The organism is Bacillus sp. PS95 (assembly GCF_037963565.1).
Lineage (GTDB): Bacteria > Bacillota > Bacilli > Bacillales > Bacillaceae > Bacillus > Bacillus subtilis.
In genome coordinates, this window is record NZ_CP150160.1 from 1,108,188 (window position 1) to 1,134,243 (window position 26,056).

28 protein-coding genes and 1 pseudogene are annotated in these 26,056 nt (G+C 45.8%); 12 read left to right on the top strand and 17 right to left on the bottom strand.

The features are described from left to right. Window positions 1-12: 12 nt before the first annotated feature. The 7 genes from NSQ12_RS05740 to NSQ12_RS05770 form a co-directional block, all read right to left on the bottom strand. A complete protein-coding gene (locus NSQ12_RS05740; RefSeq protein WP_010886467.1) occupies window positions 13-414 on the bottom strand; it encodes a spore germination protein GerPE in 402 nt (133 codons plus the stop codon). After that, the gene (gene gerPD, locus NSQ12_RS05745; protein WP_003233093.1) at window positions 414-590 is read right to left on the bottom strand and encodes a spore germination protein GerPD; all 177 of its coding nucleotides are present in this window, start codon (window positions 588-590) and stop codon (window positions 414-416) included. Before gerPD ends, NSQ12_RS05740 begins: the two co-directional genes overlap by 1 nt. Continuing rightward, window positions 587-1,204, bottom strand: a complete 618-nt coding sequence (locus tag NSQ12_RS05750) for a spore germination protein GerPC (RefSeq protein ID WP_003245548.1) — start codon at window positions 1,202-1,204, stop codon at window positions 587-589. The genes gerPD and NSQ12_RS05750 overlap by 4 nt, the downstream gene beginning before the upstream one ends. Window positions 1,205-1,226: 22 nt before the next feature. Further along, on the bottom strand, window positions 1,227-1,460 hold the full coding sequence (gerPB, locus tag NSQ12_RS05755) for a spore germination protein GerPB (RefSeq protein WP_003233090.1): 234 nt from the start codon (window positions 1,458-1,460) through the stop codon (window positions 1,227-1,229). A gap of 14 nt (window positions 1,461-1,474) precedes the next feature. Beyond that, on the bottom strand, window positions 1,475-1,696 hold the full coding sequence (locus NSQ12_RS05760) for a spore germination protein (protein ID WP_003233088.1): 222 nt from the start codon (window positions 1,694-1,696) through the stop codon (window positions 1,475-1,477). Window positions 1,697-2,118: 422 nt separating this feature from the next. Further along, on the bottom strand, window positions 2,119-2,289 hold the full coding sequence (gene yisI, locus NSQ12_RS05765) for an aspartyl-phosphate phosphatase YisI (RefSeq protein WP_003233086.1): 171 nt from the start codon (window positions 2,287-2,289) through the stop codon (window positions 2,119-2,121). Window positions 2,290-2,433: 144 nt separating this feature from the next. Then, entirely contained in the window at window positions 2,434-3,357 is a 924-nt protein-coding gene (locus NSQ12_RS05770) for a CotH kinase family protein (RefSeq protein WP_080529155.1), read from the bottom strand. A gap of 154 nt (window positions 3,358-3,511) precedes the next feature. Between NSQ12_RS05770 and NSQ12_RS05775 the strand changes: the two genes are divergently transcribed. The 3 genes from NSQ12_RS05775 to wprA all read left to right on the top strand — a co-directional run bounded on the left by NSQ12_RS05775 (window position 3,512) and on the right by wprA (window position 7,741). Continuing rightward, window positions 3,512-4,417: a fumarylacetoacetate hydrolase family protein gene (locus NSQ12_RS05775; RefSeq protein ID WP_003233084.1), complete on the top strand. Its 906-nt coding sequence runs from the start codon at window positions 3,512-3,514 to the stop codon at window positions 4,415-4,417. A 115-nt stretch (window positions 4,418-4,532) separates the two neighbouring features. Next, the gene (locus tag NSQ12_RS05780) at window positions 4,533-4,889 is read left to right on the top strand and encodes a YisL family protein (protein ID WP_003244937.1); all 357 of its coding nucleotides are present in this window, start codon (window positions 4,533-4,535) and stop codon (window positions 4,887-4,889) included. A 167-nt stretch (window positions 4,890-5,056) separates the two neighbouring features. Then, window positions 5,057-7,741: a cell wall-associated protease WprA gene (gene wprA / locus NSQ12_RS05785; RefSeq protein WP_339176143.1), complete on the top strand. Its 2,685-nt coding sequence runs from the start codon at window positions 5,057-5,059 to the stop codon at window positions 7,739-7,741. A 30-nt stretch (window positions 7,742-7,771) separates the two neighbouring features. Here the strand turns inward: wprA and NSQ12_RS05790 are convergent, their stop codons facing one another. After that, window positions 7,772-8,353 carry a DUF2777 domain-containing protein gene (locus tag NSQ12_RS05790; protein ID WP_326144903.1) on the bottom strand — a complete coding sequence of 194 codons (582 nt, stop codon included), beginning with the start codon at window positions 8,351-8,353 and terminating at the stop codon, window positions 7,772-7,774. Window positions 8,354-8,498: 145 nt separating this feature from the next. Here NSQ12_RS05790 and asnB point away from each other — a divergent pair, with 145 nt between their 5' ends. After that, the gene (gene asnB / locus NSQ12_RS05795; protein WP_106073796.1) at window positions 8,499-10,343 is read left to right on the top strand and encodes an asparagine synthase (glutamine-hydrolyzing); all 1,845 of its coding nucleotides are present in this window, start codon (window positions 8,499-8,501) and stop codon (window positions 10,341-10,343) included. A gap of 129 nt (window positions 10,344-10,472) precedes the next feature. On the opposite strand, the gene NSQ12_RS05800 is transcribed toward asnB, so the two are convergent. Beyond that, on the bottom strand, window positions 10,473-10,952 hold the full coding sequence (locus NSQ12_RS05800) for a DinB family protein (protein ID WP_080479538.1): 480 nt from the start codon (window positions 10,950-10,952) through the stop codon (window positions 10,473-10,475). A gap of 231 nt (window positions 10,953-11,183) precedes the next feature. On the opposite strand from NSQ12_RS05800, the gene farP reads away from it, so the two are divergent. Beyond that, on the top strand, window positions 11,184-12,008 hold the full coding sequence (gene farP, locus NSQ12_RS05805) for a farnesyl diphosphate phosphatase (protein ID WP_339176146.1): 825 nt from the start codon (window positions 11,184-11,186) through the stop codon (window positions 12,006-12,008). Window positions 12,009-12,038: 30 nt separating this feature from the next. Here farP and NSQ12_RS05810 read toward each other — a convergent pair whose 3' ends face one another. After that, window positions 12,039-13,406: an MATE family efflux transporter gene (locus tag NSQ12_RS05810; RefSeq protein WP_339176148.1), complete on the bottom strand. Its 1,368-nt coding sequence runs from the start codon at window positions 13,404-13,406 to the stop codon at window positions 12,039-12,041. A 123-nt stretch (window positions 13,407-13,529) separates the two neighbouring features. Here NSQ12_RS05810 and NSQ12_RS05815 point away from each other — a divergent pair, with 123 nt between their 5' ends. The 3 genes from NSQ12_RS05815 to iolX all read left to right on the top strand — a co-directional run bounded on the left by NSQ12_RS05815 (window position 13,530) and on the right by iolX (window position 16,661). Continuing rightward, a complete protein-coding gene (locus NSQ12_RS05815; RefSeq protein WP_003245539.1) occupies window positions 13,530-14,393 on the top strand; it encodes an AraC family transcriptional regulator in 864 nt (287 codons plus the stop codon). 17 nt (window positions 14,394-14,410) lie between these two features. Continuing rightward, window positions 14,411-15,424, top strand: a complete 1,014-nt coding sequence (gene degA / locus NSQ12_RS05820; RefSeq protein WP_217024234.1) for a transcriptional regulator DegA — start codon at window positions 14,411-14,413, stop codon at window positions 15,422-15,424. 208 nt (window positions 15,425-15,632) lie between these two features. After that, window positions 15,633-16,661, top strand: a complete 1,029-nt coding sequence (iolX, locus tag NSQ12_RS05825) for a scyllo-inositol 2-dehydrogenase (RefSeq protein ID WP_217024232.1) — start codon at window positions 15,633-15,635, stop codon at window positions 16,659-16,661. Between the two features lie 50 nt (window positions 16,662-16,711). Here the strand turns inward: iolX and NSQ12_RS05830 are convergent, their stop codons facing one another. Continuing rightward, on the bottom strand, window positions 16,712-17,221 hold the full coding sequence (locus tag NSQ12_RS05830; protein ID WP_038428145.1) for a DinB family protein: 510 nt from the start codon (window positions 17,219-17,221) through the stop codon (window positions 16,712-16,714). Window positions 17,222-17,270: 49 nt separating this feature from the next. Continuing rightward, window positions 17,271-17,932 (bottom strand): annotated as a pseudogene (locus tag NSQ12_RS05835) (LysE/ArgO family amino acid transporter). A gap of 66 nt (window positions 17,933-17,998) precedes the next feature. Between NSQ12_RS05835 and NSQ12_RS05840 the strand changes: the two are divergent. Next, the gene (locus NSQ12_RS05840; RefSeq protein WP_217024230.1) at window positions 17,999-19,453 is read left to right on the top strand and encodes a PLP-dependent aminotransferase family protein; all 1,455 of its coding nucleotides are present in this window, start codon (window positions 17,999-18,001) and stop codon (window positions 19,451-19,453) included. Between the two features lie 7 nt (window positions 19,454-19,460). On the opposite strand, the gene NSQ12_RS05845 is transcribed toward NSQ12_RS05840, so the two are convergent. After that, the gene (locus tag NSQ12_RS05845) at window positions 19,461-20,099 is read right to left on the bottom strand and encodes a pentapeptide repeat-containing protein (protein ID WP_038427591.1); all 639 of its coding nucleotides are present in this window, start codon (window positions 20,097-20,099) and stop codon (window positions 19,461-19,463) included. 199 nt (window positions 20,100-20,298) lie between these two features. Here NSQ12_RS05845 and NSQ12_RS05850 point away from each other — a divergent pair, with 199 nt between their 5' ends. Further along, entirely contained in the window at window positions 20,299-21,105 is an 807-nt protein-coding gene (locus tag NSQ12_RS05850) for an alpha/beta hydrolase (protein ID WP_003245141.1), read from the top strand. A gap of 27 nt (window positions 21,106-21,132) precedes the next feature. On the opposite strand, the gene cysC is transcribed toward NSQ12_RS05850, so the two are convergent. The 3 genes from cysC to NSQ12_RS05865 all read right to left on the bottom strand — a co-directional run bounded on the left by cysC (window position 21,133) and on the right by NSQ12_RS05865 (window position 23,721). After that, on the bottom strand, window positions 21,133-21,732 hold the full coding sequence (gene cysC / locus NSQ12_RS05855; protein WP_003245829.1) for an adenylyl-sulfate kinase: 600 nt from the start codon (window positions 21,730-21,732) through the stop codon (window positions 21,133-21,135). Next, window positions 21,729-22,898 (bottom strand): sulfate adenylyltransferase, encoded by a 1,170-nt coding sequence (sat, locus tag NSQ12_RS05860; RefSeq protein WP_163182302.1) that lies wholly within the window; start codon window positions 22,896-22,898, stop codon window positions 21,729-21,731. Before sat ends, cysC begins: the two co-directional genes overlap by 4 nt. A 112-nt stretch (window positions 22,899-23,010) precedes the next feature. Further along, window positions 23,011-23,721: a phosphoadenylyl-sulfate reductase gene (locus NSQ12_RS05865; protein ID WP_163182301.1), complete on the bottom strand. Its 711-nt coding sequence runs from the start codon at window positions 23,719-23,721 to the stop codon at window positions 23,011-23,013. A gap of 184 nt (window positions 23,722-23,905) precedes the next feature. Between NSQ12_RS05865 and NSQ12_RS05870 the strand changes: the two genes are divergently transcribed. After that, window positions 23,906-24,592: a 2-phosphosulfolactate phosphatase gene (locus NSQ12_RS05870; protein WP_134991596.1), complete on the top strand. Its 687-nt coding sequence runs from the start codon at window positions 23,906-23,908 to the stop codon at window positions 24,590-24,592. Continuing rightward, the gene (locus NSQ12_RS05875) at window positions 24,589-25,347 is read left to right on the top strand and encodes a phosphosulfolactate synthase (RefSeq protein WP_003233048.1); all 759 of its coding nucleotides are present in this window, start codon (window positions 24,589-24,591) and stop codon (window positions 25,345-25,347) included. The genes NSQ12_RS05870 and NSQ12_RS05875 overlap by 4 nt, the downstream gene beginning before the upstream one ends. Window positions 25,348-25,391: 44 nt before the next feature. Here NSQ12_RS05875 and NSQ12_RS05880 read toward each other — a convergent pair whose 3' ends face one another. Further along, window positions 25,392-26,021 (bottom strand): YitT family protein, encoded by a 630-nt coding sequence (locus NSQ12_RS05880; protein WP_009966972.1) that lies wholly within the window; start codon window positions 26,019-26,021, stop codon window positions 25,392-25,394. Window positions 26,022-26,056: the final 35 nt, after the last annotated feature.

Genomic DNA, 26,056 nt, shown 5'->3' on the forward strand with positions numbered 1-26,056 from the left:
AGTCTCTGTTTATTATATGTTCTTGGCGGGCGATTGTGAGCGCGGAGACTGAATCTGTCTGATATGTTTGAGTCTCGCATCACCGCGAATAAGCGAAGCTGATCCGGCATGTAAAACAGAAGAGGCTGAGACCCCTTGAATTTTGATGCTGCGAACATAAATAGCCGGCACCTCGTGGCAAAACGCGCTTTGTACACCTGTTTCGGGGAGCGGCTTCACGGCCTGCTGCTGAAAGATCTGATACTCCTTTTTGTTAAATGAGCCTTCATTATGGTAAAACGTGGACAGAGAACGCTGCACAGCAAATACTTTTACACTCATATCGATTTCATTTGTGTCGCCAACTTGAAACACACTTGCGATCCCGAGAGAATTAAACTTAACTAGTCTGATGCGCGATATGCGTTTAAGCATTATTCTGGCGCAAGCGGAGCAAACGGCCCAATAATAAGAGATTCAGGCGGTGTATCAAAAATAGAAGACAGGTAAATGGATTCAGTGTCTCCGATGTGGAAAACGGAGGAACTGGACACACCGTTCATCCGGATGTCCCCGACTTCCAAGCTGCGGTTGATGACTGTAAAGATCATGCTTGCTCATCTCCTTTCATTTCTGATGGAATATGCTCCAGAAAGTGTTCTACAGCGCGGATGACATCACGCTTCACATGCTCAGCGATATGTTCTGCATATTGTGCAGGCGGTGTATTTTCTTCTTTTTTGATATGGGACATATAATAGTGAATCCTGCTGTCCATTTGTTTTCTGATGTCTTCAATAACATGATGTCTGTTTGTATCGTCAAGTCTGCTGTCATATTGATTTTCAAGCTGTTCCAAAATATCTGGGATTTCCTCGGTTAAGTACATGTCGACATTCTGGCGGATCTGCTGCATGAGCTGAGCGCTCTCTTCCTGCTGCATCATCCCGATTTGCGGTGTCGACTGGCTGACGTCAAAGTTTTGGACGCTGTTCGGGTCAGTTGGATTTAAACCGATGTTCAAAGTCCCGTCGAGCCTTTCGATTTTCAACTGATCAAATTTATACTCCACACGCTCAATGGTAGTGGCCGGCCGCTGTTTCATCGTATTCATTTCAGTTTGAATCTCTTTCAGCTGACGTTCGAGCTGCTGAATGTGAATCGCCTGCTGCTGAACGAAGGAATTCAAGTTTTGCAGGTAAGAGGAAACAGATTGATCATACATGTTCTTCACCTCTTTCATATGATTAACGGCCAGGAGGCTGGAGCGGGACCAATGAACCTGTGTCGGGCTCCTGCAGCTGGAGCGGTTGCCCTGAGCCAGAAACTTCTGGTGCCGGTTCTACATAGCTTCCTGTATTATACAAATTTGACAGTGACTTGATTGATCCGGCGCTCCCGATTTGCAGAATGGAGGAGTTGCTGATTGATTCCAGCCGGAGATAGTTGATTTGAATGGTTTGATTAATATAGAAGTTCATGAGCCTCACTCCTTTTACGCATTGGCCACGATCGGCTGATCAACCGCATCATTGTCATACACATTCGTCGCGTTTTGATAATTCATCACCTTGAGGCTGTCGCCGGTATTAAAGCTGCCAGCACCGGCAAACGTTCTGACCTGAGCCTGAGGAGAAATCGTAATGCAGTCCCCGATGTGAACGACTCCGCTCGTACCAATCGCATTAATTTTAAACGCTCCGACAATGGCCGGCATACGAGCACATCCTTTGTTGAAAAATTAAAAAAAGACAGGTAAAGTGAAATGACAATTCTGATTTCAATTGGGCTATTCACGATAGCTTATGACAAACGCACATATGTGTGAGAGAAATTTAAAGGGGACATATCGGCTCTTGATGAAAGCGTTTTATTTTTTCGGGCCGTTATGTTTAAACATGGCAAAAGAGGATGTTGGGTATAAATTGAGCGGAAATGCGGCGAAGGATGCCGCTATCCGCCTAGGGTGATTTTTGTTTATTTCTTTGGTGTTTTTGCGTGTAGAATGCTTTTTGGAGTATGTCGTGCTGCGGTATTCGATTTTTGGGCGGGCACATTCTCGCCCTGAGGTATATCCCAGAAGTGCTGAGCAAAAAGCGGAGTTACATGTGGTGTATTCTAATTGTTATAGAAAATGATTTACATACGGGAGTTTTCAAGATATCTCCCAAAAATCATTTCTTCTTTAATCCGGGTATTCAGCAGGATATCCAGCTCTTGGCTGCATTGAATCGTTTCTTTTGAATTCATGCCGTATTTTTGTGCGGTTTCAATTAGTGTGATCCTCATTTCTTCAATTTTACTGTTCATTACGCTATCTCCAATTCTAGATTTTATTTTGATATAAATACAGGATATCGTTAGTATAACCTATTTTGGCTCAAAAGGTTGCCTTTCGTCAATTTGACTAAAAAAGCGACAATTTTTGCTGCGGCCTTTTTAATGGAGAAAGGACTAAAGTCTTGCTAAGTGTGCTTGCAAAAAGTCCTGCCGTTCCTCAATTTCTCTAAGTATGTTTGTCTGCTCCTTTTCGATCTGAAAGGGGCTTTTTTTGATAAAAGGATCATCAGCAGCACTTTGACAAATGTCAAGGTGCCATTCGTTGATGAGAGGAGATAATCGTTCAATAGTAAACGACCGCTTCAGCACGTTTTTCATTAATGTGTGATATTGCGACCGGAAGGCGGGAATGGATAGAAGCCTTGACGAAAGCGTCTTTCCTTTTGTCAGAAGCGGGTCTTCGTCATACCATTCTTGTACGGCAAGCGATCTTGTCTCTATCGGGGAAACGTAAAGCCGGCCGGATTCGTTTAAACAAAATGTGTAGTAAAAGCCTTGATTGGTGCAGGCGTTGCCGATCAGCCACAAAAAAAACAGCTTGACATCCAGATACAATTTAATCCTTTCAGCCAATTCGTCATCTCCGGCTGTGCGGATCAGTATGAAAAATTCATGTAAGAATGCCGAGGAATCATTGTTAAAAAGGGACAACGGAACCCTTGGATCGGCCGTCTTCACTCCGTAACTCGTTTTACTGGCTGGCTGATGGTTATTGATGTTCAAATAAATGCCTTCAGGCTGGCCATTGATGGTCAGAAAGCTGTACGAGGCAGCGGGAGCAGGTACGCCGATCTGGTCAAAAAAACAATAGGCGAGTCTGCGCCGCATCAGGGACGGATCATCCTGTTCTGCATTCAAAAAAAGTGTCCTTTCACCAAGCAGAGACTTTTCCCAGCTGATTTCATAGGATGCCTTTTCCGCTCTGTCACGCTGTGTGAGAAGAATGGGAGAAACAGATCGATCTGTTACGAAAAGCCCCTTGGCAGTACCTTTCCTTTTTAGCTGCTCCCGATGAAAAAATAAATGCACGCGCTCCATATTCTTTCCTCCTTCTCAAAACGACATTTGTATGATATGTAGAGCAAGCCCGTCCTGAAACGAAATGAAAACGGAAATGAGAAAAAGGGATTTCAGCATTCGACAGAGAATACATGAAGGAGCATTCTGATTTAAAAGATGATGGAGGAATAACATGAAATTTGCGACAGGGGAACTTTACAACCGAATGTTTGTCGGCCTGATCATTGACGATGAGAAAATTATGGATTTGCAAAAGGCTGAAAAAAAACTGTTTGAACTTGAGACGATTCCGGGATCGCTGATTGAATGTATCGCAGAAGGGGATAAATTCGTTGCGCATGCAAGGCAGCTGGCCGAGTGGGCAAAGAAACCGAATGATGAGCTGGGATCATTTATGTATTCATTATCTGAGGTGAAGCTCCATGCACCCATTCCGAAGCCATCAAAAAATATCATCTGCATCGGCAAAAACTATCGGGATCACGCGATTGAAATGGGAAGCGAGGCTGATATTCCGGAGCATCCGATGGTATTTACAAAATCGCCGGTAACGGTTACGGGGCATGGTGATATCGTAAAGAGCCATGAAGAGGTTACCTCTCAGCTTGATTATGAGGGAGAACTTGCTGTCGTGATCGGAAAAAGCGGGACCCGCATTTCAAAAGAAGATGCATATGACCATGTTTTCGGATATACGATTGTGAATGATATCACGGCGCGTGATCTGCAAAAAAGGCATAAGCAGTTTTTTATCGGAAAAAGCTTGGATACGACATGTCCGATGGGGCCCGTGCTTGTACATAAATCAACGATTCAGGAGCCAGAGCGCCTCAAGGTTGAAACAAGAGTCAACGGCGAGCTGCGCCAATCCGGTTCGGCAAGCGATATGATCTTTTCCATTCCGGAATTAATTGAAACCCTCTCAAAGGGGATGACGCTTGAAGCGGGCGACATTATTGCCACCGGTACGCCGTCTGGTGTCGGCAAGGGGTTTACGCCTCCAAAATTCTTGCGGTCAGGTGATAAAATTGATATTACAATTGATCCGATCGGAACGCTGTCAAACCAAATTGGCTGAATAAAACTGGAGGGCGGACCCGGACCCGCCCGTTTTTTCTGACAATCATCTTTGTGGCAGAGGACAAGTTCATGGTACTATAAGTGGGGTAATTTATCTGATAGGGGGAACATATATGACACACCTACATATTACGACATGGGTGGTAGCGCTGATTCTGCTTTTCGTCAGCTACTCGCTGTATTCGTCAGGAAGTGCAAAGGGCGCAAAAATCACTCATATGATTCTGCGGTTATTCTATATCCTTATTATTTTGACAGGAGCTGAGCTGTTTGTCCGTTTCGCCAACTGGAACGGAGAATACGCCGGCAAAATGATTCTGGGCATTATCACCATCGGCCTGATGGAAATGCTCCTCATCCGCAAGAAAAAAGAAAAATCAACAGGAGGCCTGTGGGTCGGCTTCGTCATTGTCCTTTTGCTGACAGTGCTGCTCGGTCTGCATTTGCCAATTGGTTTTCAATTGTTTTAATAGAAAAACCTATGAACCCGGCTCTTTGATAGAGTTGGGTTTTTTTATATTTATCCCCTCATATTCCAAATCATTTAAAATAACCTTAAAATTCCCTGTAAGCGGTATCTCGTCCTATGAAATTATGATACCTTCAAGGAGATTCATTATTTTGCAGGAGGGATAACATGAAACGCAGAAAATTCAGCTCGGTTGTGGCGGCAGTGCTTATTTTTGCACTGATTTTCAGCCTTTTTTCTCCGGGAACCAAAGCTGCAGCGGCCGGCGCGATCGATCAGGCGGCTGCTCTGGAAAACGGCAAAGAGCAGACAGGCGCCATGAAGGAGCCGGAACAGGTGAAATGGTACAAAGTGACCCCGGGAGCAACGGATATTCAGAAAAACTCACATATGGCACTGACCGTAAAGAGTGATTCAGTACTGAATGTATCTGTATATCCAAGTAAGGAAAAAGCGCTTAAAGATGAGACGTTTGAGATGTACCGTTCTTTCACAGCGGAGGATGGAAAAAGCGAAGTCATTTTTCCATACGCGTGGAGCGGCCCTTACTATGTAAAAGTTGAATACCTCGGAGAAGAAGAGCCAGAGGACGGCGGAACGGCAGAAGCAGCTGCAGAAGCCAAGTATACGATTGGGTATAAAGGCACCAAAAAACAGCCGTCAGATTTAGAAGAGGAAGAAGCTTGTCCGGTTGAAATGAGTGTCGATCAGAAGAAATCAGGAAAAGGCATCCTGGATAAGTTGAGAGCGATTCGTGATGAGCAGCTGAGCCAAACAGCAGAAGGCAAAAAACTGACAAGCCTTTATTACAAAGCAGCACCGTTTATCGTAGCAAAGCTCGCACTCAATAAAACAGCAAGAAATGAAATCTATCAGGATCTTGTGACATTAAAGCCGTTATTTGACGATGTGTCAGAAAACGGAGCATCATCTTCGTATAAGGTCACTGAAAAGGATCAAAAAGCGATCAACCGGCTATATGATAAAGCTTTACAATCAGTCCCGTCATTCCTTAAAGAGGAGATAAAGAAACAAGCGGACCGACTAAATATGAAGCAGCTGCAAGGCAAAACAGCCGGAGCCATTTTAACAGAAAACAATATTGCAGCAAAAAGTGAAGTTCAGACAACAAAGGTTATTTTCAAGGTGAAGGACAATAAAAGCCTCTCATCCGTACATAATGAAATGAAGGGCTTTTCTGCAAGCGCGCAATCGAAAAAAGACATATCTAATGTGAAAAAGGCAAAGAAACTGTTTGACAATCTGTATTCATTTGAACTTCCGAAAGACGAGAAACAGAACGGCGCATATACGGCAAGCGCCAAAAGGGTCAAAAGCGCTGCTGCGACACTATCCAAGATGTCCAATGTAGAGTTTGCGGAACCCGTACAGGAATACAAAAGCTTGGCAAACGATATTCAGTATCCTTACCAATGGCCGCTTAAAAACACTGGTGAAAACGGCGGTGTCAAAAATGCGGATGTGAAATATGAGCCTGCCAACACATTGCTGTCCAAACGCAAGCTTAACGATACACTCATTGCAGTAGTAGACACAGGCGTAGACAGCACGCTTGCCGATTTAAAAGGAAAAGTAAGAACAGATCTCGGACACAATTTTGTCGGACGAAATAACAATGCAATGGATGATCAGGGGCATGGGACGCATGTCGCAGGCATTATTGCGGCCCAAAGCGATAACGGCTATTCAATGACTGGATTGAATGCCAAAGCAAAAATTATCCCGGTAAAAGTGCTTGATTCCGCAGGTTCCGGAGATACTGAACAAATTGCTCTCGGCATCAAATATGCTGCTGACAAAGGAGCAAAGGTGATTAATTTAAGTTTAGGCGGAGGCTACAGCCGCGTGCTTGAATTTGCTTTGAAGTACGCAGCTGACAAAAATGTCTTGATTGCCGCAGCCAGCGGGAATGATGGAGAAAATGCCTTATCTTATCCTGCATCTTCTAAATATGTGATGTCAGTCGGCGCAACGAACCGCATGGATATGACCGCTGATTTCTCTAACTATGGAAAAGGTCTGGACATCTCTGCTCCAGGGTCTGATATCCCGAGCTTAGTGCCGAACGGAAATGTCACGTACATGAGCGGAACGTCTATGGCGACGCCGTATGCTGCCGCTGCTGCAGGATTGCTGTTTGCTCAAAATCCTAAGCTGAAAAGAACAGAAGTTGAGGATATGTTGAAAAAGACGGCAGATGATATTTCCTTTGAAAGTGTCGATGGCGGAGAAGAAGAGTTGTATGACGATTATGGCGATCCGATTGAAATTCCGAAGACACCTGGTGTAGACTGGCATTCAGGCTACGGGCGGCTGAATGTCATGAAGGCTGTCAGCGCAGCTGATTTACAGCTTAAGGTCAACAAGCTGGAAAGCACTCAAACAGCTGTCAGAGGAAACGCGAAGGAAGGCACACTTATCGAGGTGATGAACGGCAAAAAGAAACTCGGCAGCGCCAAAGCCGGAAAAGACAATGCGTTCAAGGTGAATATCGCGACTCAAAAACAGGATCAAGTACTGTATGTGAAAGCAACAAAAGGCGATGCGAAAACATCGTATAAAGTTGTCGTCGTCAAAGGAAAACCTTCCGGCACACCGAAAGTAAACGCGGTGAAAACGAAGGATACGGCAGTAAAAGGGAAGGCAAACAGCAAAGCGATGATCAGAGTGAAAAACAAATCAAAGAAAGTCATTGCTTCTGCCAAAGCTGACGCAAAAGGAACGTTTTCGGTGAAAATCAAAAAACAAAAAGCCGGAACGGTGCTGTACGTCACGGCTGCGGATACAGATAAAAAAGAAAGCAAGGAAGCAAAAGTTGTTGTTGAAAAGTAACCAAAAAGCGGTGCTCGATGCACCGCTTTTTTATTTGCGCCCCCGTTGGACTGCTGAATACATAATGGATCGCTTTCCGTTTGAAGCCGTCCATTCAAAACGGTCTCCTGTCCCTTCGTTGCTGTAGTGATGCTGCATCGCGCATTGTGCGGTGTCATTTGAAAAGTGATAAAAGGATACACCCTGCCCCGCCGAAGTATCCGAAAAGACTCCTTTATTATAAGAAAAGACGCAATCGAATACCGATAAGCCGAAGCTGTGCAAGTGCTGCAGAAATGCGAGAAAGGTTTCGTCGTCAAGCGAATCCAAAAGCGCCATGAGCGGCCGCTTGACTGATTTCTCATAGCGGATGCGTTCTCCGCCGGAAAGGGAGATGTTTTCTGCACCGCATGCCAAAACCAACTTGTCCTGAAAGCCGGCTTGCTCCCACTTTCCTTTATGATGGATCCAGATTGGGCTGTGTTGGAGACTGTCCGCCAGCAGTATATCGCCTTCACCGTTTTCGATTAAGCAGATGCCGTCTTCAATGAGGATGGTGCCGTATTCCCACTTTCGTTCCTCTGTATATAACAATTGTTTCCGTTTCATCCATGCTGTCTCCTTTTTCTTCATTCCTCTCTTTTCTTTCCAATTCAAGCCTGTCCCATACAACTCTTTTATGGACAAATCAACTATCTGCCTATAGATGCATAAACTTACTAAGGTGCTGAAAGAAACGAAATTGTTACGAAAGAAACGGGATTGGAGCTGATGTCACATGTGTGGAATTACGGGTTGGGTCGATTTTAAAAAGCAGCTCGTCCAGGAAAAACAAACGATGGACAGAATGACAGACACTCTTTCCAAACGAGGGCCTGATGATTCAAACGTTTGGGGGGAGCACCATGTTTTATTCGGACATAAAAGACTTGCGGTTGTTGATATTGAAGGCGGACGCCAGCCGATGGCGTGTACCTATAAAGGGGATACGTACACCATTATTTACAATGGCGAGCTTTATAACACGGAAGATTTGCGCAAAGAATTGCGGGCGCGGGGCCATCAATTCGAACGTACGTCAGATACCGAGGTGCTTCTGCACAGCTACATCGAATGGCAGGAAGACTGTGTCGACCATCTCAATGGCATTTTCGCTTTCGCTGTGTGGGATGAAAAGCGAAATTTGCTGTTTGCCGCGAGAGACCGTCTCGGCGTAAAGCCGTTTTTTTACACGAAGGAAGGCTCTTCATTTCTCTTCGGGTCGGAAATCAAAGCAATCCTCGCGCACCCTGATATAAAAGCGCGAGTGGACAGAACGGGACTTTCTGAAATTTTCGGTCTTGGACCGTCCAGAACCCCGGGCACTGGCATATTTAAAGGCATAAAAGAAATCCGCCCGGCTCACGCGCTGACATTTTCCAAAGACGGACTTAATATTTGGCGTTATTGGAATGTTGAAAGCGAAAAACATACGGACAGTTTTGATGACACGGTTGCCAATGTCAGATCGTTATTTCAGGACGCGGTGACGCGGCAGCTTGTGTCGGATGTGCCTGTTTGCACATTCCTATCAGGCGGTCTGGACTCAAGCGCGATTACAGCGATTGCGGCGGGCCATTTTGAAAAGGAAGGAAAAGCACCGCTTCATACTTATTCGATTGATTACGAAGAGAACGATAAATATTTTCAAGCAAGCGCTTTTCAGCCGAATGATGACGGACCATGGATTGAAAAAATGACAGAGACTTTCGGCACAACGCACCACAAATGCGTCATCAGCCAAAAAGATCTCGTTGATCATTTGGAGGAAGCTGTACTGGTCAAAGACTTGCCGGGAATGGCGGATGTCGACTCATCCCTGCTGTGGTTTTGCCGGGAAATCAAAAAGGACTTTGTCGTCAGCCTATCGGGAGAGTGCGCGGATGAGATTTTCGGCGGGTACCCGTGGTTCCATACGGCAGATGTTGAGTCTGGCTTTCCATGGATGAGATCAACGGAGGAGCGGATCAAGCTGCTTTCTGACTCATGGCAGAAAAAATTGAATCTGAAAGAATACGTAAATGCCAAATATGAAGAAACCTTGGCAGAAACGCCATTATTAGATGGTGAAACGGGTGTGGATAAAGCAAGAAGACAGCTGTTCTATTTAAATATGCTTTGGTTTATGACGAACCTTTTGGATCGGAAGGATCGCATGAGCATGGGGGCGAGCCTGGAAGTGCGGGTGCCGTTCGCCGATCACCGGCTTGTGGAATATGTTTGGAATATTCCGTGGGAAATGAAAATGCATGATAACCGGGAAAAAGGCATTTTGCGCAAAGCGCTTGAGGGCATTTTGCCTGATGACATTTTGTATCGCAAAAAAAGCCCGTATCCGAAAACGCACCATCCGGAATATACAAAAGGCGTCATCGAATGGCTGAAAACGATCAGAAGCCAAAAGGACTCCGTGCTCCATACCTTGCTGGACAGAAAACAATTAGATCAGCTTTTAGAAACGGAAGGCTCCTCCTTCAAGGTGCCGTGGTTCGGACAGCTCATGAAGGGGCCTCAGCTGATCGCCCATCTTGCTCAAATTCATACATGGTTTGAAGCGTATCGCATTGATATTGACGAGAGGTAGGTTCAATGCAAATGTGATTAAATGCCAGAGATGTATAGATTTAAATAAGAAGGATAGATGAGCAGGGAAATATATGCTCTATCTATCCTTTTTTGTACAACAGCACTATCGAATTGCCCCCGCATTCCTTCAATAAGAATGAATAGGTTTTAATGTTCTGCCGATAAAACTAGCTGATACCGGGCTTAACTTTAATTCCCTAGCCCATACAGAAAGTTGACCAATATGGTGAATTTCGTGAGCGATGATATGGTGTAATATTTCATCTCGCGTATATAAAACGCTTGTCTCCCAAGGAACGCTTACAAGTTCATCTTTTATTTGATCTGAATGTGTTTGTAAAACATCAATTATTTCAGTTCGGAATGTATTTGAGAGAGATTTCACTTTATTGAGTGTTTGATAATCAGCGAACTGAACAGCGATATCTTCTTTTCCTTGGATAGCACGAATCCAACTATATTCCACATCAATAATATGAAAAAGGGTATATAAAATATTCTCTACTCCGCCAAGACGGTTTTTAAGTAATTCTTCAGTGGTTAGTTGATGACACCAAGTAAACCATTGATCTCTAACCTGCCAGTTATATTCAAAAAATTTTATCACTGAACTCACTCCAATACTATCATGTATCATAACAATTAGCCCTTTTTTCCGTGATTCCTCTATTAATGAAGTGATGATTGAGAAATGTTTACATTCTACCTGTTGTATGGCATTAAAAATAATAATGCATATCTCGTCGATGATGCTGTGCGTCTTGTTACTTTTACAAAGTAAGAATCGGCATTTTCTTCATATACAATTAGGAAAAAACATACTAGACTTGAAGAAGCAGTGATACATAGGAGTGAGAAAATGAAAGAGATAAAAGAAGCTTACCAGCAATGCGGACAGATTGTTGGCGAATACGCGCCAGCCTGTTTCAAAGCATTATCATATCTCCCGCTAAAGCAAAGACAAGCCTCTTGGGCAGTATTGTCGTTTTGCCACACGGCGGCCAGTGCAGACGAAAAGGTATTGCCCGCATTTGAAGCTAAAGCTGATCATGTTTACCAAAGGACAAATAACGGTAATCAACATCTATGGAAGGCTTTTGATCATGCGTATCGGACCTTTACATTGGAAAGCGAACCTTTTCGGGAGTTTATTGCCGCACAAAAAGAAGACGCCAAGCCGTATGATGACCTTGATGAACTGCTCATGTACGCATATCGGACGGGCGGTGCTGCCGGATTGATGCTGCTGCCGATACTGACACGCCGAAAACAAGATCAGCTCAAACAAGCAGCCGTCTCTCTCGGCTTGGCCATACAGCTGGTTCGCTTCTTAAGTGATCTTGGCACAGATCAGCAAAAAAACCGCATTCCCCGTCAGGTAATGCAGCAATTCGGCTATACAGAGGCTGATCTCCAAAAAGGCACCGTAAATAAAGCGTTCACAATGACGTGGGAGTATATCGCTTTTGAAGCAGAAGCCTACCTTGAAGAGTGTCAGGATGCCTTGCCGCTATTTCCGCAGTATTCTCAAAAAACGGTGAAAGCCGCTCTTCATTTGCACCGGGCTGTTATAGAAAAAATCCGGGCGAAGCAGCACGATGTATTTCAACATCACATCGCTCTCACAGAGACCGAAGTGAAGCAGATTCTCTCTGATATCTAAAAAAACACCCGGCCTTGATTGAGCCGGGTGTTATGCCATACCTTTTTGAATCCAAATACGTGAGCGCCATCTTCTGTACATTAAGATTCCCCGGACCCATTCATCCGCGATAAAAGAAATCCAAATGCCGGCAAGACCGAAACCGAGGTGGATGCCGAAAAGATAAGCAAGCGGGAGGCCGATGCCCCACATTGAAATCATTGCCATGTAAACCGGGAATTTCGCATCCCCCGCGGCCCGCAGAGAGTTAATGATAATGACATTAAACGAGCGGCCTGGTTCAAGGATAATGGTCATGGCAATCAATAGGCTTGCAGTTGCTATAATGTCAGGGCTTTGTGTGAAGAGTCCGATCAGGTCTTTTGAAAAGATCGTCATCAAAACAGAGGTAGCCGCAGCAATTCCGAGTGCCCAACATAAGCTCTTCATGCAGCGCTCATAAGCGGCATCAAATTGTTTGCCGCCGATATAACGGCCGATTAAGATTTGTGTACCCTGGCTGATCGCAGTGCCGAACAGCAAAATAAACATCGTAATATTTTGCGTATACACTTTTGTTGTCAACGCCTGCGCGCCCATGATGGCGATAAAATACGTGACAATCATTTGCGAAAGGTTGTATGAAAGCTGCTCTCCCGCAGAAGGAATGCCGATTTTCAGCAGCTTGCGCAAATGCTCTTTATGCATATGAAAGACTTTTTTCAGCGACATCTTCAGCTGGATGCGTTTGTTGACAATCACAATCATCGCGATTAATCCGATGACGCGGGCGATAGATGTGGACATGGCCACACCGGCAACGCCGAGAACAGGAAAGCCGAACAAACCGAAAATCACAACAAAGTTTCCGGCAATGTTTAAAATGTTCATGCCGATAGTGACAAACATTGTATCTTTTGTGTAGCCGTAGCTTTTTAAGATCGCGCTGAATGTCATGATTAAAGCCTGAATAAAGGACAGACCTCCGACAACTTGTAAAAAGACTTTCGCATCAGGCATCAGTGCGTCTGATAATCCCATCATATGAAGCAGAGGGACAGCCGCGAAAAAGACGACGGCGCTGATGGCCAGGCTGATGAAGAAGTTGGCGCCGATTGACACATAAGCGACTTCCATGGCTTCTTTCTTTTGCCGTGAGCCTAGAAATTGTGAAATGATAACGGTCGTTCCTGTTGCGATAAAGCTGAACATCACGATAATTAAATTTAAAATCTGGTTGCTGACGCCGACTGCTGCCACGCTGTTATCCGAGTATTGGCTGAGCATCAGTGTATCGGCATTACCCATAAACATATATAATGAGACCTCAATAAAGATCGGCCAAGTAAGCGAAAATAATGAGAACGTTTTGTCAGCGGGTTTTTTCAAAGCAGTTGATTTGAAGACAGCTTGTTTCATAGTGTCTAACCCCTTTCGTAAATAAAATCAACGTTTTAAAGTGTACCTCCATTTCCTTATAATAAAAAGGGATAGAAACGATACTTCTTGTAAAAATCCGACTTAAAAAGGAGGATGATTCAAATGCCTCGCATCCTGTTTACAGTCCCGCCTTTTCCGGTATTTATCGCAGCTGGGGAAGGGGTTTTTAAAAAAGGAGAAACCCATGTGAAACGTGTATTCTCCGTGTTTGATCTGATATATGTCAAACAGGGAACGTTATATATAACGGAAAATGAAACATCGTTTTCTGTTGAAGGCGGCGAGTACATCTTGCTTTCTCCCGGTCTTGAACACTACGGGACGAAGGGCAGTGATGAAGCAACCTCCTACTATTGGCTTCACTTCGATGAACATCGATATGAATTTACGGCAAAGGGAGGCAGCAACTGGTCTGAGCTTCAGCAGGAAAAAGGGAGCTTCGAAGAGCCGGCCCGCTACGGATTGGCTTTGCCGAGAAAAGGCAAGGTGCAGCGCCCGCAGTTTATGGCGCAGCAGTTTGAAAAGCTGATCGATTACTCCGCGGAAAACTCTGATTTGCCCCTCAGAAAGCAAATCTTATTTGAGGAGCTGATGCTGCATCTTCAAAAAGAAGCGTTCCAAATACCGTCTGCGAAAGAGCGGGTAGCCTGGGAGGCGGCCCGGTACTTACAGGAGCACTATAAGGAAAAGACGACAATCAAGGATCTGTCGCTCGCCCTTCACTATCATCAGGATTATGTGAGCCGCTGCATGCAGCAGGTGCTCGGCGTAACTCCGGCACAATACACGAACCGGGTGAGAATGACGGAAGCGAAGCGTCTTTTATCCTCTACAAATGATAAAATGGGCGTTATTGCGGAAACGGTCGGAATGGAAGATCCGACATACTTTTCAAAACTCTTTAAGCAGATAGAAGGCATTTCACCAATTGAATACCGGAAAATTGTCAGCCGGAAAGTTCAATAACCAGACGAGGGATGAACATGAAAACAACAATTTACGATGTGGCAAAGGCGGCGGGTGTCTCGATCACAACTGTGTCCCGTGTGATAAACAATACGGGGAGAATCAGCGATAAAACACGGCAGAAGGTCATGAATGTCATGAATGAAATGGCATACACGCCCAATGTTCACGCCGCGGCGTTAACGGGAAAACGAACGAATATGATTGCTCTCGTGGCGCCTGATATTTCAAATCCGTTTTACGGCGAACTGGCCAAAAGCATTGAGGAAAGAGCGGATGAGCTCGGTTTTCAAATGTTGATTTGCAGCACCGATTACGATCCGAAAAAAGAAACAAAGTATTTTTCTGTGCTGAAACAGAAAAAGGTGGATGGCATTATTTTTGCAACAGGGATTGAAAGCCATGACAGTATGTCTGCTTTGGAGGAAATCGCCAGTGAACAAATTCCGGTTGCCATGATTTCTCAGGATAAGCCGCTTCTTCCGATGGATATTGTTGTGATAGATGACGTTCGTGGCGGATATGAGGCTGCCAAGCATCTTCTGTCACTCGGCCACACGAACATCGCCTGCATTATCGGAGACGGGTCAACGACAGGCGAAAAAAATAGAATCAAAGGCTTCCGTCAGGCGATGGAGGAAGCGGGCGTGCCCATTGATGAATCACTTATCATCCAGACGCGGTTTTCCTTGGAAAGCGGCAAGGAAGAAGCGGGAAAATTGCTCGACAGGAACGCTCCGACTGCTATTTTTGCCTTCAACGACGTATTGGCTTGTGCCGCCATACAAGCTGCGAGGATAAGAGGCATAAAAGTGCCGGATGAACTTTCTATCATTGGTTTTGATAATACGATACTCGCAGAAATGGCGGCTCCGCCCCTGACAACCGTAGCCCAGCCGATAAAAGAGATGGGGCGGAGCGTCATCGAACTGCTGGCAGAAGCAATAGAGGGAAAACGAAAGGCGAAACAAAAAATAGTGCTCCCGCCTGAACTTGTAGTCAGACATTCTACATCACCGCTCAACACATGAGCCCGCTAATGAGCGGGTTTTTTCATTATGACAGTTGAAGCCAAAAAAACATATTGCGTGTAAACCAAAGGCGGTGTAAAATGAAACCATCTTTTGAGAAAGCGCTTGCGCAAAATGGCAGAGCGGATAGAACCGCTGTTTTTTTAGCTGTTAAGAGAAAGCGCTTTCTCAAAGCGAGCCTGAAATGAGATAAAGGAGAGGATGGGACGTGGAACATCAAGTAAGATGTGCAGTATTGGGATTAGGAAGGCTCGGTTATTATCATGCGAAAAATCTCGTCACCAGTGTGCCGGGGGCAAAGCTGGTTTGTGTCGGTGATCCGTTAAAAGGGAGAGCGGAGCAGGTTGCCAGAGAACTCGGTATCGAAAAATGGTCAGAGGACCCGTATGAAGTGTTGGAAGATATTGACATTGATGCTGTCATTATCGTAACGCCGACAAGCACACATGGTGATATGATCATCAAAGCTGCCGAGAACGGCAAACAGATCTTTGTTGAAAAACCGCTGACATTAAGCCTTGAGGAATCTAGAGCAGTTTCTGAAAAAGTGAAGGAGACAGGTGTCATTTGCCAAGTCGGCTTTATGAGACGATTCGATCCCGCATACGCAGATGCCAAGCGGCGGATTGACGCGGGTGAAATCGGCAAACCTATCTATTATAAAGGCTTTACGCGCGACCAAGGCGCGCCTCCCGCAGAATTTATCAAACACAGCGGTGGAATTTTTATTGACTGTTCCATCCATGACTATGATATTGCCCGTTATTTGCTAGGGGCGGAAATCACTTCTGTTTCAGGACACGGCAGGATTCTGAACAATCCGTTTATGGAGCAGTATGGTGATGTGGATCAGGCGCTGACGTATATTGAATTTGACTCCGGCGCAGCGGGGGACGTCGAGGCAAGCAGAACCTCTCCATACGGACATGACATCCGGGCGGAGGTGATCGGGACAGAGGGCAGTATTTTCATAGGGACATTGAGACATCAACATGTGACCATCCTATCGGCTAAAGGGAGCAGTTTTGATATCATTCCAGACTTTCAAACTCGTTTTCATGAAGCCTACTGCTTGGAGCTTCAGCATTTCGCCGAGTGTGTCCGGAATGGAAAAACACCGATTGTGACTGATATTGATGCGACGATCAATTTAGAAGTGGGTATCGCCGCAACCAATTCCTTTCGAAGCGGCAGGCCGGTACAGCTAGATGTGAAGCGCACTTATACAGGTATGTAAAAGCTAATATGTTGCATTTGAGGCTTTCCGCAAAAAAAAGCAAGGACATTTTAGCCCTTGCTTTCTCTTTTCTCATATAAATAGTACATATAATCAGTAGGTATGCCTGAATGGCCCAGCTGTCTCAGCATGGCGGTTACGTTCCCTCTATGGTAAGTCCCGTGATTGACGACATGCAGGATGGTGTCTGCATAGGTTGATTCCAGTGTACCTAGTTTCGGATGCTGCATTGTGAAGGTCTGTTCTAAGTCCGTCTGGCGGCTGAAGAAATCATGATACTGTGACTCCAGCTCGGCAGCGTGCTGTTTAATCGCTGCCATATTACCTTGCGCGGACTCTAATTTGCCTGCGCTGTCTATAATCTCTTGGTAGGCCACTCCCGAAAGAACATTGAGCCAAATGTAGTCAGCCCTGCACATATGAAGCAGCACGTCGCTGACAGAAGGAAATACGCTCTTTACTTCTTGATAGGCAGTTTCCTCCGGCAGGTTTTCGATATGGGTAAATATTTTCTTGTTTGCCCAAGAATGATAGTCATAAAACTGTTTTGCATCAGTCATCAGCATGCCCCCTTTTCTAAGAAATTCGTTTTTTTCATCTGTTTCTCCTTCAATTGCAAAAGAGTGACACCCCAAAATATCCTGCCGCTGCCCACATTACCGCTGCAGAGCATTTGTTTACGATCAGCATAAGCCTGCCGCTCGTATCTATCGTCTGAAACAATCGGCCCGCTATTGCAAGGCTGATAAACCAAATCCAAGACACAGCGATGCAGGCGGCCATAAAGAGCCATTTCTCAAGCCCCGAATATTGAAGAGAGCTCGTGCCGATGACGCCGATCGTGTCCAGAATGGCATGCGGGTTTAAAAGAGAAACAGCGGCCGCAAACGCAGCTTGCTTTTTTGGTGTGAACGTATGTTTCTCGTTTTGGCTTGTGTTCGGACGGCTGTTCCAAGTCACCCAGCCCATATAAAGCAAAAATAAAAATCCGCCGGCCATCATGACTGTCTCAAACACAGGCAGCTCCTGCACAATGACAGACACGCCCGCAACGGCTAATACGATTAACAGGGTATCGCAGACTGAAGCACTGATGACAGCTGGGAGAGCCCGCCAAATATGCTTTTGCCACGCGCCTTGCTGAAAAATAAACACATTCTGCACTCCCAGCGGCAAAATTAAGCCAAACGCGAGCACAATTCCGTGAATGATTGCATTCATGCTGAAAAAGCTCCCTTCACATTTTTTTCAATCATAAGAGAGATTGTCACTAAAGTCTCCAGCCATTTGGTTGGGTTAGGAACCAACCAAATGTATAATGTGTAAAAAAGGGGGGCATGACCTTGTCGCAATGGCAGCCAAGCCGAAAGTCGGATGTTCCGCTGCATCGGCAGATCGAACAATATATGAAAGACAAGATTCTTCACGGAGAGTGGGCTGTAGGGACGAAAATCCCCTCACAGAGAACGCTGGCTGACATGTTTCAAGTCAACCGGAGCACAGTCACAGCAGCCATAGATGAACTCACGTCTCAAGGCTTGTTAGAGGGAAGAAGAGGCGGCGGTACGAAGGTTGTAAACAGTACTTGGAGCGTGCTGGCGGCTGAGCCTCCGCTTGATTGGAGCGATTACGTCCGTTCGGGCATTCATCGCGCCAATTCTTCCATCATCCAAGCTATTAATCAGAACGAACCAAGAGCGGATATCATCAGATTAGGAACTGGAGAACTTTCACCGGATCTTGTGCCTGCTGACACAATTGGACGGATGTTTCAGCAAATCAATCCGGGCTTCCTGTCTTTAGGATATGAGCAGCCGAAAGGAAACCGTCAGCTGCGGGAGGCAGTGGCCGACCATTTAAAAGGAAAGAAGATCCATGTGTCACCGTCTGCAATTTTAATTGTGTCCGGTGCACTTCAGGCACTTCAGCTCATCTCAATTGGACTTTTAAAACGAGATTCTGTCATTTTGACGGAGAAGCCGTCCTACCTTCAATCCTTGCATGTATTTCAATCAGCTGGGATGCGGCTTCGCGGCTTGCCGATGGATGATGAAGGGGTCAAAGCGGGGCTTGTTTCTTCTAATCGAAAACAATATGGAGGACAGCTGCTTTACACGATTCCGTCGTTTCATAATCCGACAGGCACAGTCATGTCAGAGCAGCGAAGGAAAGAGATCATCAGCCTGTCAAAAAAAGAGCAGCTGCCCATCATTGAGGATGATGCGTACGGTGATTTATGGTTTGAAGAAAAACCTCCGCAGCCGTTGAAAGCAATGGATCATGAGGGCAATATTCTGTATCTGGGCACGTTTTCAAAAACGGTTAGCCCCGGTCTGCGAATCGGCTGGCTTGCCGGTCCGGAGCCGGTTATTGAAAGGTTGGCGGACATTAAAATGCAGACAGACTACGGATCAAGCGGCCTTTCCCAGTGGGCGGCTGCCGAGTGGCTGTCACAGGGGTATTATGAAGAGCATCTGACTTGGGTACGCAGGAAGCTTAAAGAAAGGAGAGACGCCGCCGTTCATTTTCTCGAGCGGTATGCCGGGGACATTGCCACGTGGCGGATTCCCGCAGGCGGCTTTTATATTTGGGTGACATTTCACAAAAACCTGCCTGTCAGCCGTTTCTTTTATGGATTGCTGAAACGGCAGGTGCTTGTGAATCCCGGCTACATTTATGACGGTGAAGACCGAAACAGCATCAGGCTGTCATATTCCTATGCATCTCTTGGAGATTTGGAAACTGGCATTAAAGCGGCAGCTGAAACAGCACGCCGCCTGATGATGTCCTAGGCTTTGGTTATACGATGACAGCTCCCAGTGCCCTGGCGAAGGCAATCGCATGCTCAGGTGCGATTTTGCAGCCTTTCAATTTGTCGAGGGAGACATGAAGCTGTTCAAAACGGCACGTGCTGATGTCCATGTTTTGAAGGGACGTGCCGGTAAAGCTGGCGCCTTCCAATTCGCATCCGTCAAAGTGTGTCTGCTGGAGCATTGTATTGCTGCATTCACTTTGCATAAGAGCACAGTGATCAAATCGAACTTGTTTCATATTTGAGTACGAAAATGAGCTGAAATGTCCGTGGCATTCCTCGAATGAAACATTACGCAGCGTTGCTTCCGCCACATTCATTCCAACCATTTTTGACTGCTTAACAGAAGTTCTGTGAATGACAGCCCCGCTGAAATCGGCGTTTGATAAATCGCATTTTTCAAAGATCACATCGGTCAGTTCAATATGCCGAAAAGACACTTCGATAAAGACGACATTTCTGAATACCGTTTTTTCAACACATAGTCTTTCGATATCTTCGCCGCAGATGGTACAATCTTCAAACAAATGCATGCTGATTACATCATCCTGCGTCACGGCATCATGAAAATCTGCGGTTTGCAGGTTTTCCGGTATGTTCGGTTTTTGAATTGCGATTTTATTCATGTGATGACATCCTTTGCTGCCCGAAAAACAGAGGCTTCCGGGTTCAATTTAATAGATCGTTAAGGAAATTGATACATATAGTAAATCGTGAAGAGCCTTTTCTTGGTACAGCAGCCAGCTTGTTTTGTAAGCATAAATGGAAAGCTTCCTATACGTCAAGGCGTTTACAGGCCGGGAAAGCCAAAGGGAGGAATGCGGAATGGGGCATTACATCAAAACCGAGGAGCATGTGACACTGTTTGTAGAGGATATCGGACATGGAAGGCCGATCATCTTTTTGCACGGGTGGCCGTTGAATCATAAGATGTTTGAATATCAAATGAATGAGCTTCCGAAAAGGGGATTTCGTTTTATCGGCGTTGATTTACGGGGATATGGGCAATCTGACCGCCCTTGGGAAGGCTACGATTATGACACGATGGCCGATGATGTGAAAGCAGTCATTTATACGCTGCAGCTTGAGAATGCGATTCTTGCCGGTTTTTCAATGGGCGGCGCCATTGCAATCCGTTATATGGCAAGGCATGAAGGAGCCGATGTTGATAAGCTGATTTTACTGTCTGCGGCGGCCCCCGCGTTTACAAAACGCCCGGGTTATCCGTACGGGATGAGGAAGCAGGATATTGACGATATGATTGAATTGTTCAAAGCTGATCGGCCCAAAACACTGGCTGATTTAGGGAAACAGTTTTTTGAGAAAAAAGTGTCTCCAGAGCTTAGACAGTGGTTTCTCAATCTGATGCTGGAGGCCTCCTCCTACGGGACGATCCACTCGGGCATCGCATTAAGAGACGAAGATCTCAGAAAGGAACTTGCTGCAATCAAGGTGCCGACGCTGATCCTGCACGGGAGAAAGGATAGAATTGCGCCGTTTGATTTTGCGAAAGAATTGAAGCGCGGCATCAAACAGTCGGAATTGGTTCCGTTTGCAAACAGCGGGCACGGAGCATTTTATGAGGAAAAAGAGAAGATCAACAGTTTGATTGCGCAGTTCTCCAACTCATAAGAAAAAACCCGACATTGATCGGGTTTTTTATATAATTCCTCTGTTTTGCAGTGCGTTAATGATGAGATCAGCTCCATCGGAAATAGAGGTCTGGTCTGACTCAATGATGAAATCGGGTGAAAGCGGCGCTTCATACGGAGAATCGATCCCGGTGAAATGTTTGATCTCTCCGTTTCGCGCTTTTTTATAAAGCCCTTTTGGATCGCGCTGTTCACAAACATGCAGCGGGCACTTCACATAAATTTCGAAGAACTCACCTTTAGGAAAGAGCGCTCTAACCATGTCCCGATCCTCTCTGAATGGAGAAATAAAAGCCGTTAAAATCATTTGCCCGCTGTCGACAAACAGCTTCGCCACTTCTCCGATCCGGCGGATGTTTTCAATCCTGTCACCAGTCTGAAATCCAAGGTCTTTGTTTAAGCCGTGGCGGATATTATCACCGTCAAGCACGTAGCTCTGAATGCCCTTGCGGTAAAGCTTTTCATCGACTGCATTGGCCAGCACTGATTTTCCGGAGCCGGACAAACCTGTAAACCAAAGGACGCAGCTTTTGTGTCCGTTTAAGGACTGTCTGTCAGACTTTGAGATGGCAGCGGGATGCCAAATGATGTTCGGATTGTGTGTCATTGCAATTCCCCGCTGTTTTGTTTGATGGCAACAGGCTGTTGGTGAAGTCCCTTGATCAGCACGGCTGCGACCTCAGGCCGACTGAATTCTTTAGGCGGCTTTTTGCCTTGGCGGAGAAGCTCTCTCACTTTTGTGCCTGATAAGTGGATGTGGTCTCTCGGGCTGTGCGGACATGTTTTGGAGGTGCCCATGTTTCCGCATTTTCGGCAATAAAAGCTGTGCTCAAAAAACAGCGGCTTGATGCCCAGCTCTTCCTCTGTGAATGATTGAAAAATATTTTGGGCGTCGTATGTTCCATAGTAGCTGCCGACACCCGCGTGATCACGGCCTACAATAAAATGGGTGCAGCCGTAATTTTTTCGGACGAGCGCATGGAAAATCGCTTCCCGCGGACCTGCATAACGCATGGCGGCAGGGAAAACCGATAACATGACACGATCCTTTGGATAATAGTGATTAAGCAAAGCCTGGTAGCTCTCCATTCTGATATCGCTGGGGATATCGTCTGACTTTGTTTCTCCGACAAGCGGGTGAAGCAGCAGACCGTCGACCGTTTCTAACGCTGTTTTTTGAATGTATTCATGCGCTCTGTGAACAGGGTTCCTGGTTTGAAAGCCGACAATCGTCTTCCAGCCGAGTTTTTGAAAGGCCGCTCTTGTTTCAGCGGGCGTTGCATAAAACTGTTCGAAAGATTTGTCAGGCAGGCGGCTGACCGTGATAGGCCCTCCGATATAGTAATCCGGGCGCGCCAGCAATTTTTTTACGCCTGGGTGGGCAGGATCGTTTGTTTTAAAAACAGACAGTGCTTCTTGTGTTTTATCAGGCTGGTATATATCGGTGACTGTGATCATGCCGTAGATAACACCGTCTTTCACAAGCTTGACGTGATCTCCGGCAGACAGCTGTCTTGCTGTTTTTTCTCCGACAGGCAGCGTAATCGGCAGGCTCCACGGCAAGCCGTTTGCCAGCCTCATCTCTTTCACAACGGAATGATAATCTTTTTCTCCCAAAAAACCTGTTAACGGGCTGTAGCCGCCGATCGCAATAAGCTCCAGATCACTCAGTGCAAGCTGATCCAGCTCTGCTTGGCACGCGCACCCTTCAAAATGGCATGCGGGATCACAGCGGTTGATTAATACCCCTCCGTGGGGTTCGTTTCCATTCAACGTGTTCAACCTCCATTTATACGTTTCCTTGTTTTCTTTTCTTCACTTAATGAAAGTTTGACATCAGCGCCTTAACATCATTTCGATTCTCACATCAAGAACCTGCCATCCGCTATTCTTGATGCAGGCCGCATTCTGTTTTCTCCCGTCCGGCCCATCTTCCAGCCCTCTCATCGTTCGGGTCCGAGGAAGGCAGTGTACACATTTCACAGCCTATGCTCGGATAATGTTGATCGTGCAGTTTGTTATAAGGCAAATTGTGCAGGCGGATGTACGTCCAAACGTCATCCCATGTCCAGTGGATGAGCGGGCAAATTTTGATGAGCTCAAACTTCTGGTCCAGGTTTACGTATTGAATATGTTTTCTCGTTGGTGACTGCTCTCGGCGCAGTCCTGAAATCCAAGCTGTCATGCCGGACAGGTGCTTTTTGAGCGGTTCGATTTTCCGCAATTGGCAGCAGAGGTTTGGGTTATGCTTCCACAGCTCTCCGCCGTACTTCGTCCCCTGTTCTGTTAAGCTCAGCTCGGGTTCGAGCATCTGGATTGCAAATCCCGGATATCGCTCTTTGACGGTTTCGATCAGCTCATATGTTTCCTGAAAATGAAGCCCAGTATCCAAAAAGATGATGTGTGCGTGTTTGTTGATTTTTGATATTAAGTCGAGAAGCACCATTCCTTCTGCGCCAAAGCTGCATGCGTACACAATCTTTTCTCCGTACGTTCGGTAAGCCCATTTCAACACATCGAGCTCATCGATCAATTGATCCGTTATCTGTTTGGACAGCATGTCGTTCCATGTGTCATATGTGATGGTTTTGTTCAATGTTTTCCCCCCGTTTGCATCTGCTTTTTTTATCTATTGATCGAGTTATAGGCAGACTATTCATTTTTTGCATAAAGGTTCAGGTTTTAGGTGCCGCGCCCGCCTAAAATGAGGTGCGGAACCATTAAGAGCCCGGCTGAATATGCTTTTTAGCAAAATGGTTTTATGCCCAAGGAGAGGTAGTATGCCGATTGCCATTTATCAGGGGCATCATCATTCGCTTGCCCCGGCGGACATTAACATCGTCATTGATGTCATCAGAGCCTTTACGGTCGCCCATTATGCGTTTATCGGCGGGGCGAAAGAGATTTTGTTGGTCCGGACAGCTGATGAAGCCTTTGCGCTGAAAGACACCTATCCGGATTATGTTTTGACGGGAGAGGAAAAGGGGGTCGGTATCAGCGGATTTGATTTAGATAATTCTCCAAAACGTATGGCTGGGCAGAATATGACGGATAAAAGCCTGATCCAGAAAACAACAAACGGCGTCACAGCAGCATTGGGGGCGCTGAACGCAAAGCATCTGTTCGTAACTGGATTTTCCAATGCCAAAACAACGGCACAGCATGTGAAAAAGCTCGCCGCAAACGATTGTGTCATAAACATAGTGGCTTCTCATCCATCCGGTGATGACGATATGGCATGTGCGGAGTATATCAAAGGCATCATTGAAGGGACAAATGCGGTAACGGCTGCGGAGGCGATTGAAAGAATAAAAGGCTCTTCTGTTGCGGAGAAGTTTTTTGACTGCCGCCAGCCATTGTTTGATTCGGAAGACATCGTTTACTGTACAAAAGAACTGACGGGCGATTTTGTGATGAAAGTGAAACAAGATGGAGAAGTTCCAACGATAGAGAGGGTCATAATATGAATGATTTTTCACTAGAATTGCCAGTGAGAACAAACAAGCCGAGAGAAACCGGGCAGTCCATTTTAATTGATAACGGCTATCCCTTGCAATTTTTCAAAGATGCGATAGCCGGAGCGTCCGACTATATTGATTTTGTGAAATTCGGCTGGGGCACATCATTACTTACGAAAGATCTTGAAGAAAAAATCAGCACACTGAAAGAACATGACATTACATTTTTCTTTGGCGGCACACTGTTTGAGAAGTACGTAAGCCAGAAAAAAGTGAATGAATTTCATAGGTACTGCACCTATTTCGGCTGTGAATATATTGAGATTTCAAACGGTACGCTCCCGATGACAAATAAAGAGAAAGCGGCTTACATTGCCGATTTTTCTGATGAATTTCTTGTGCTCAGTGAGGTGGGCAGCAAGGATGCGGAATTAGCAAGCCGGCAAAGCTCTGAGGAATGGCTTGAATATATCGTTGAGGATATGGAAGCGGGCGCGGAAAAAGTGATTACAGAAGCCAGAGAAAGCGGAACGGGAGGGATCTGTTCCAGCAGCGGCGATGTCAGGTTTCAAATTGTTGACGACATCATTTCCTCGGATATTGATATCAACAGGCTGATTTTTGAAGCGCCTAACAAAACGCTTCAGCAAGGGTTTATTCAAAAAATCGGGCCGAATGTGAATCTGGCCAATATTCCATTTCATGATGCCATCGCGTTGGAAACGCTGCGTTTAGGGCTAAGATCCGATACCTTTTTTCTGTAAAATAGCGGCTGCGGGGCTCTCGTCGTGAAGAGAGCCTCTGCCTATTATTTTTTATGGCGGTACATAGGCGTGAGATAGGGAAGTGAGGTCAGGCGGATGTTGTAGATGAAGTCGATGACTCTTGTCGATATCACCTGGCATATGAGGGCTTGAATGACGATGCCCCAGTCAATAATAGACGCGGTGACCATAAAAATGATGCAATTCATGATGAGCAGGATCGTTCCAGGATTCCCGCCGCGGTAGATAGAAATCATCAGAGCAAGGGCTCCGAATCCTCCGTTCGAAATTTTATATTTGTATAAAAGTCCGATGCCGAGTCCCAATAACACTGCGCCGCTTGCCAGATCAAGCCACAGATTAGATGTGATATCCGGAAAAACCGCATCAAAGATCAATACCGAGACAGAGGTGACGGTGATAGAAGCGAGGGTGCCGGTGAATGTTCTCATCTCCAGCCATTTTAAAGCGGTAAAAAGCATTGATACATTCACAGCCCACACTGAAAATCCGTGGGGGATTTGAAACAGATAATGCAATAGCACCGCAATACCTGCTGCACCGCCTGTCGGAATATCATGCGGAAATAAAAACAAGGACATGCCGAGTCCCTGTAGTACGCCGCCTACGACAATCATAAACGTAAGTTTTGCTTTCATCAGCAGTTCAGCCATTAAGTCATTTGCTCCTTTATGAAAAGACTTGTCCG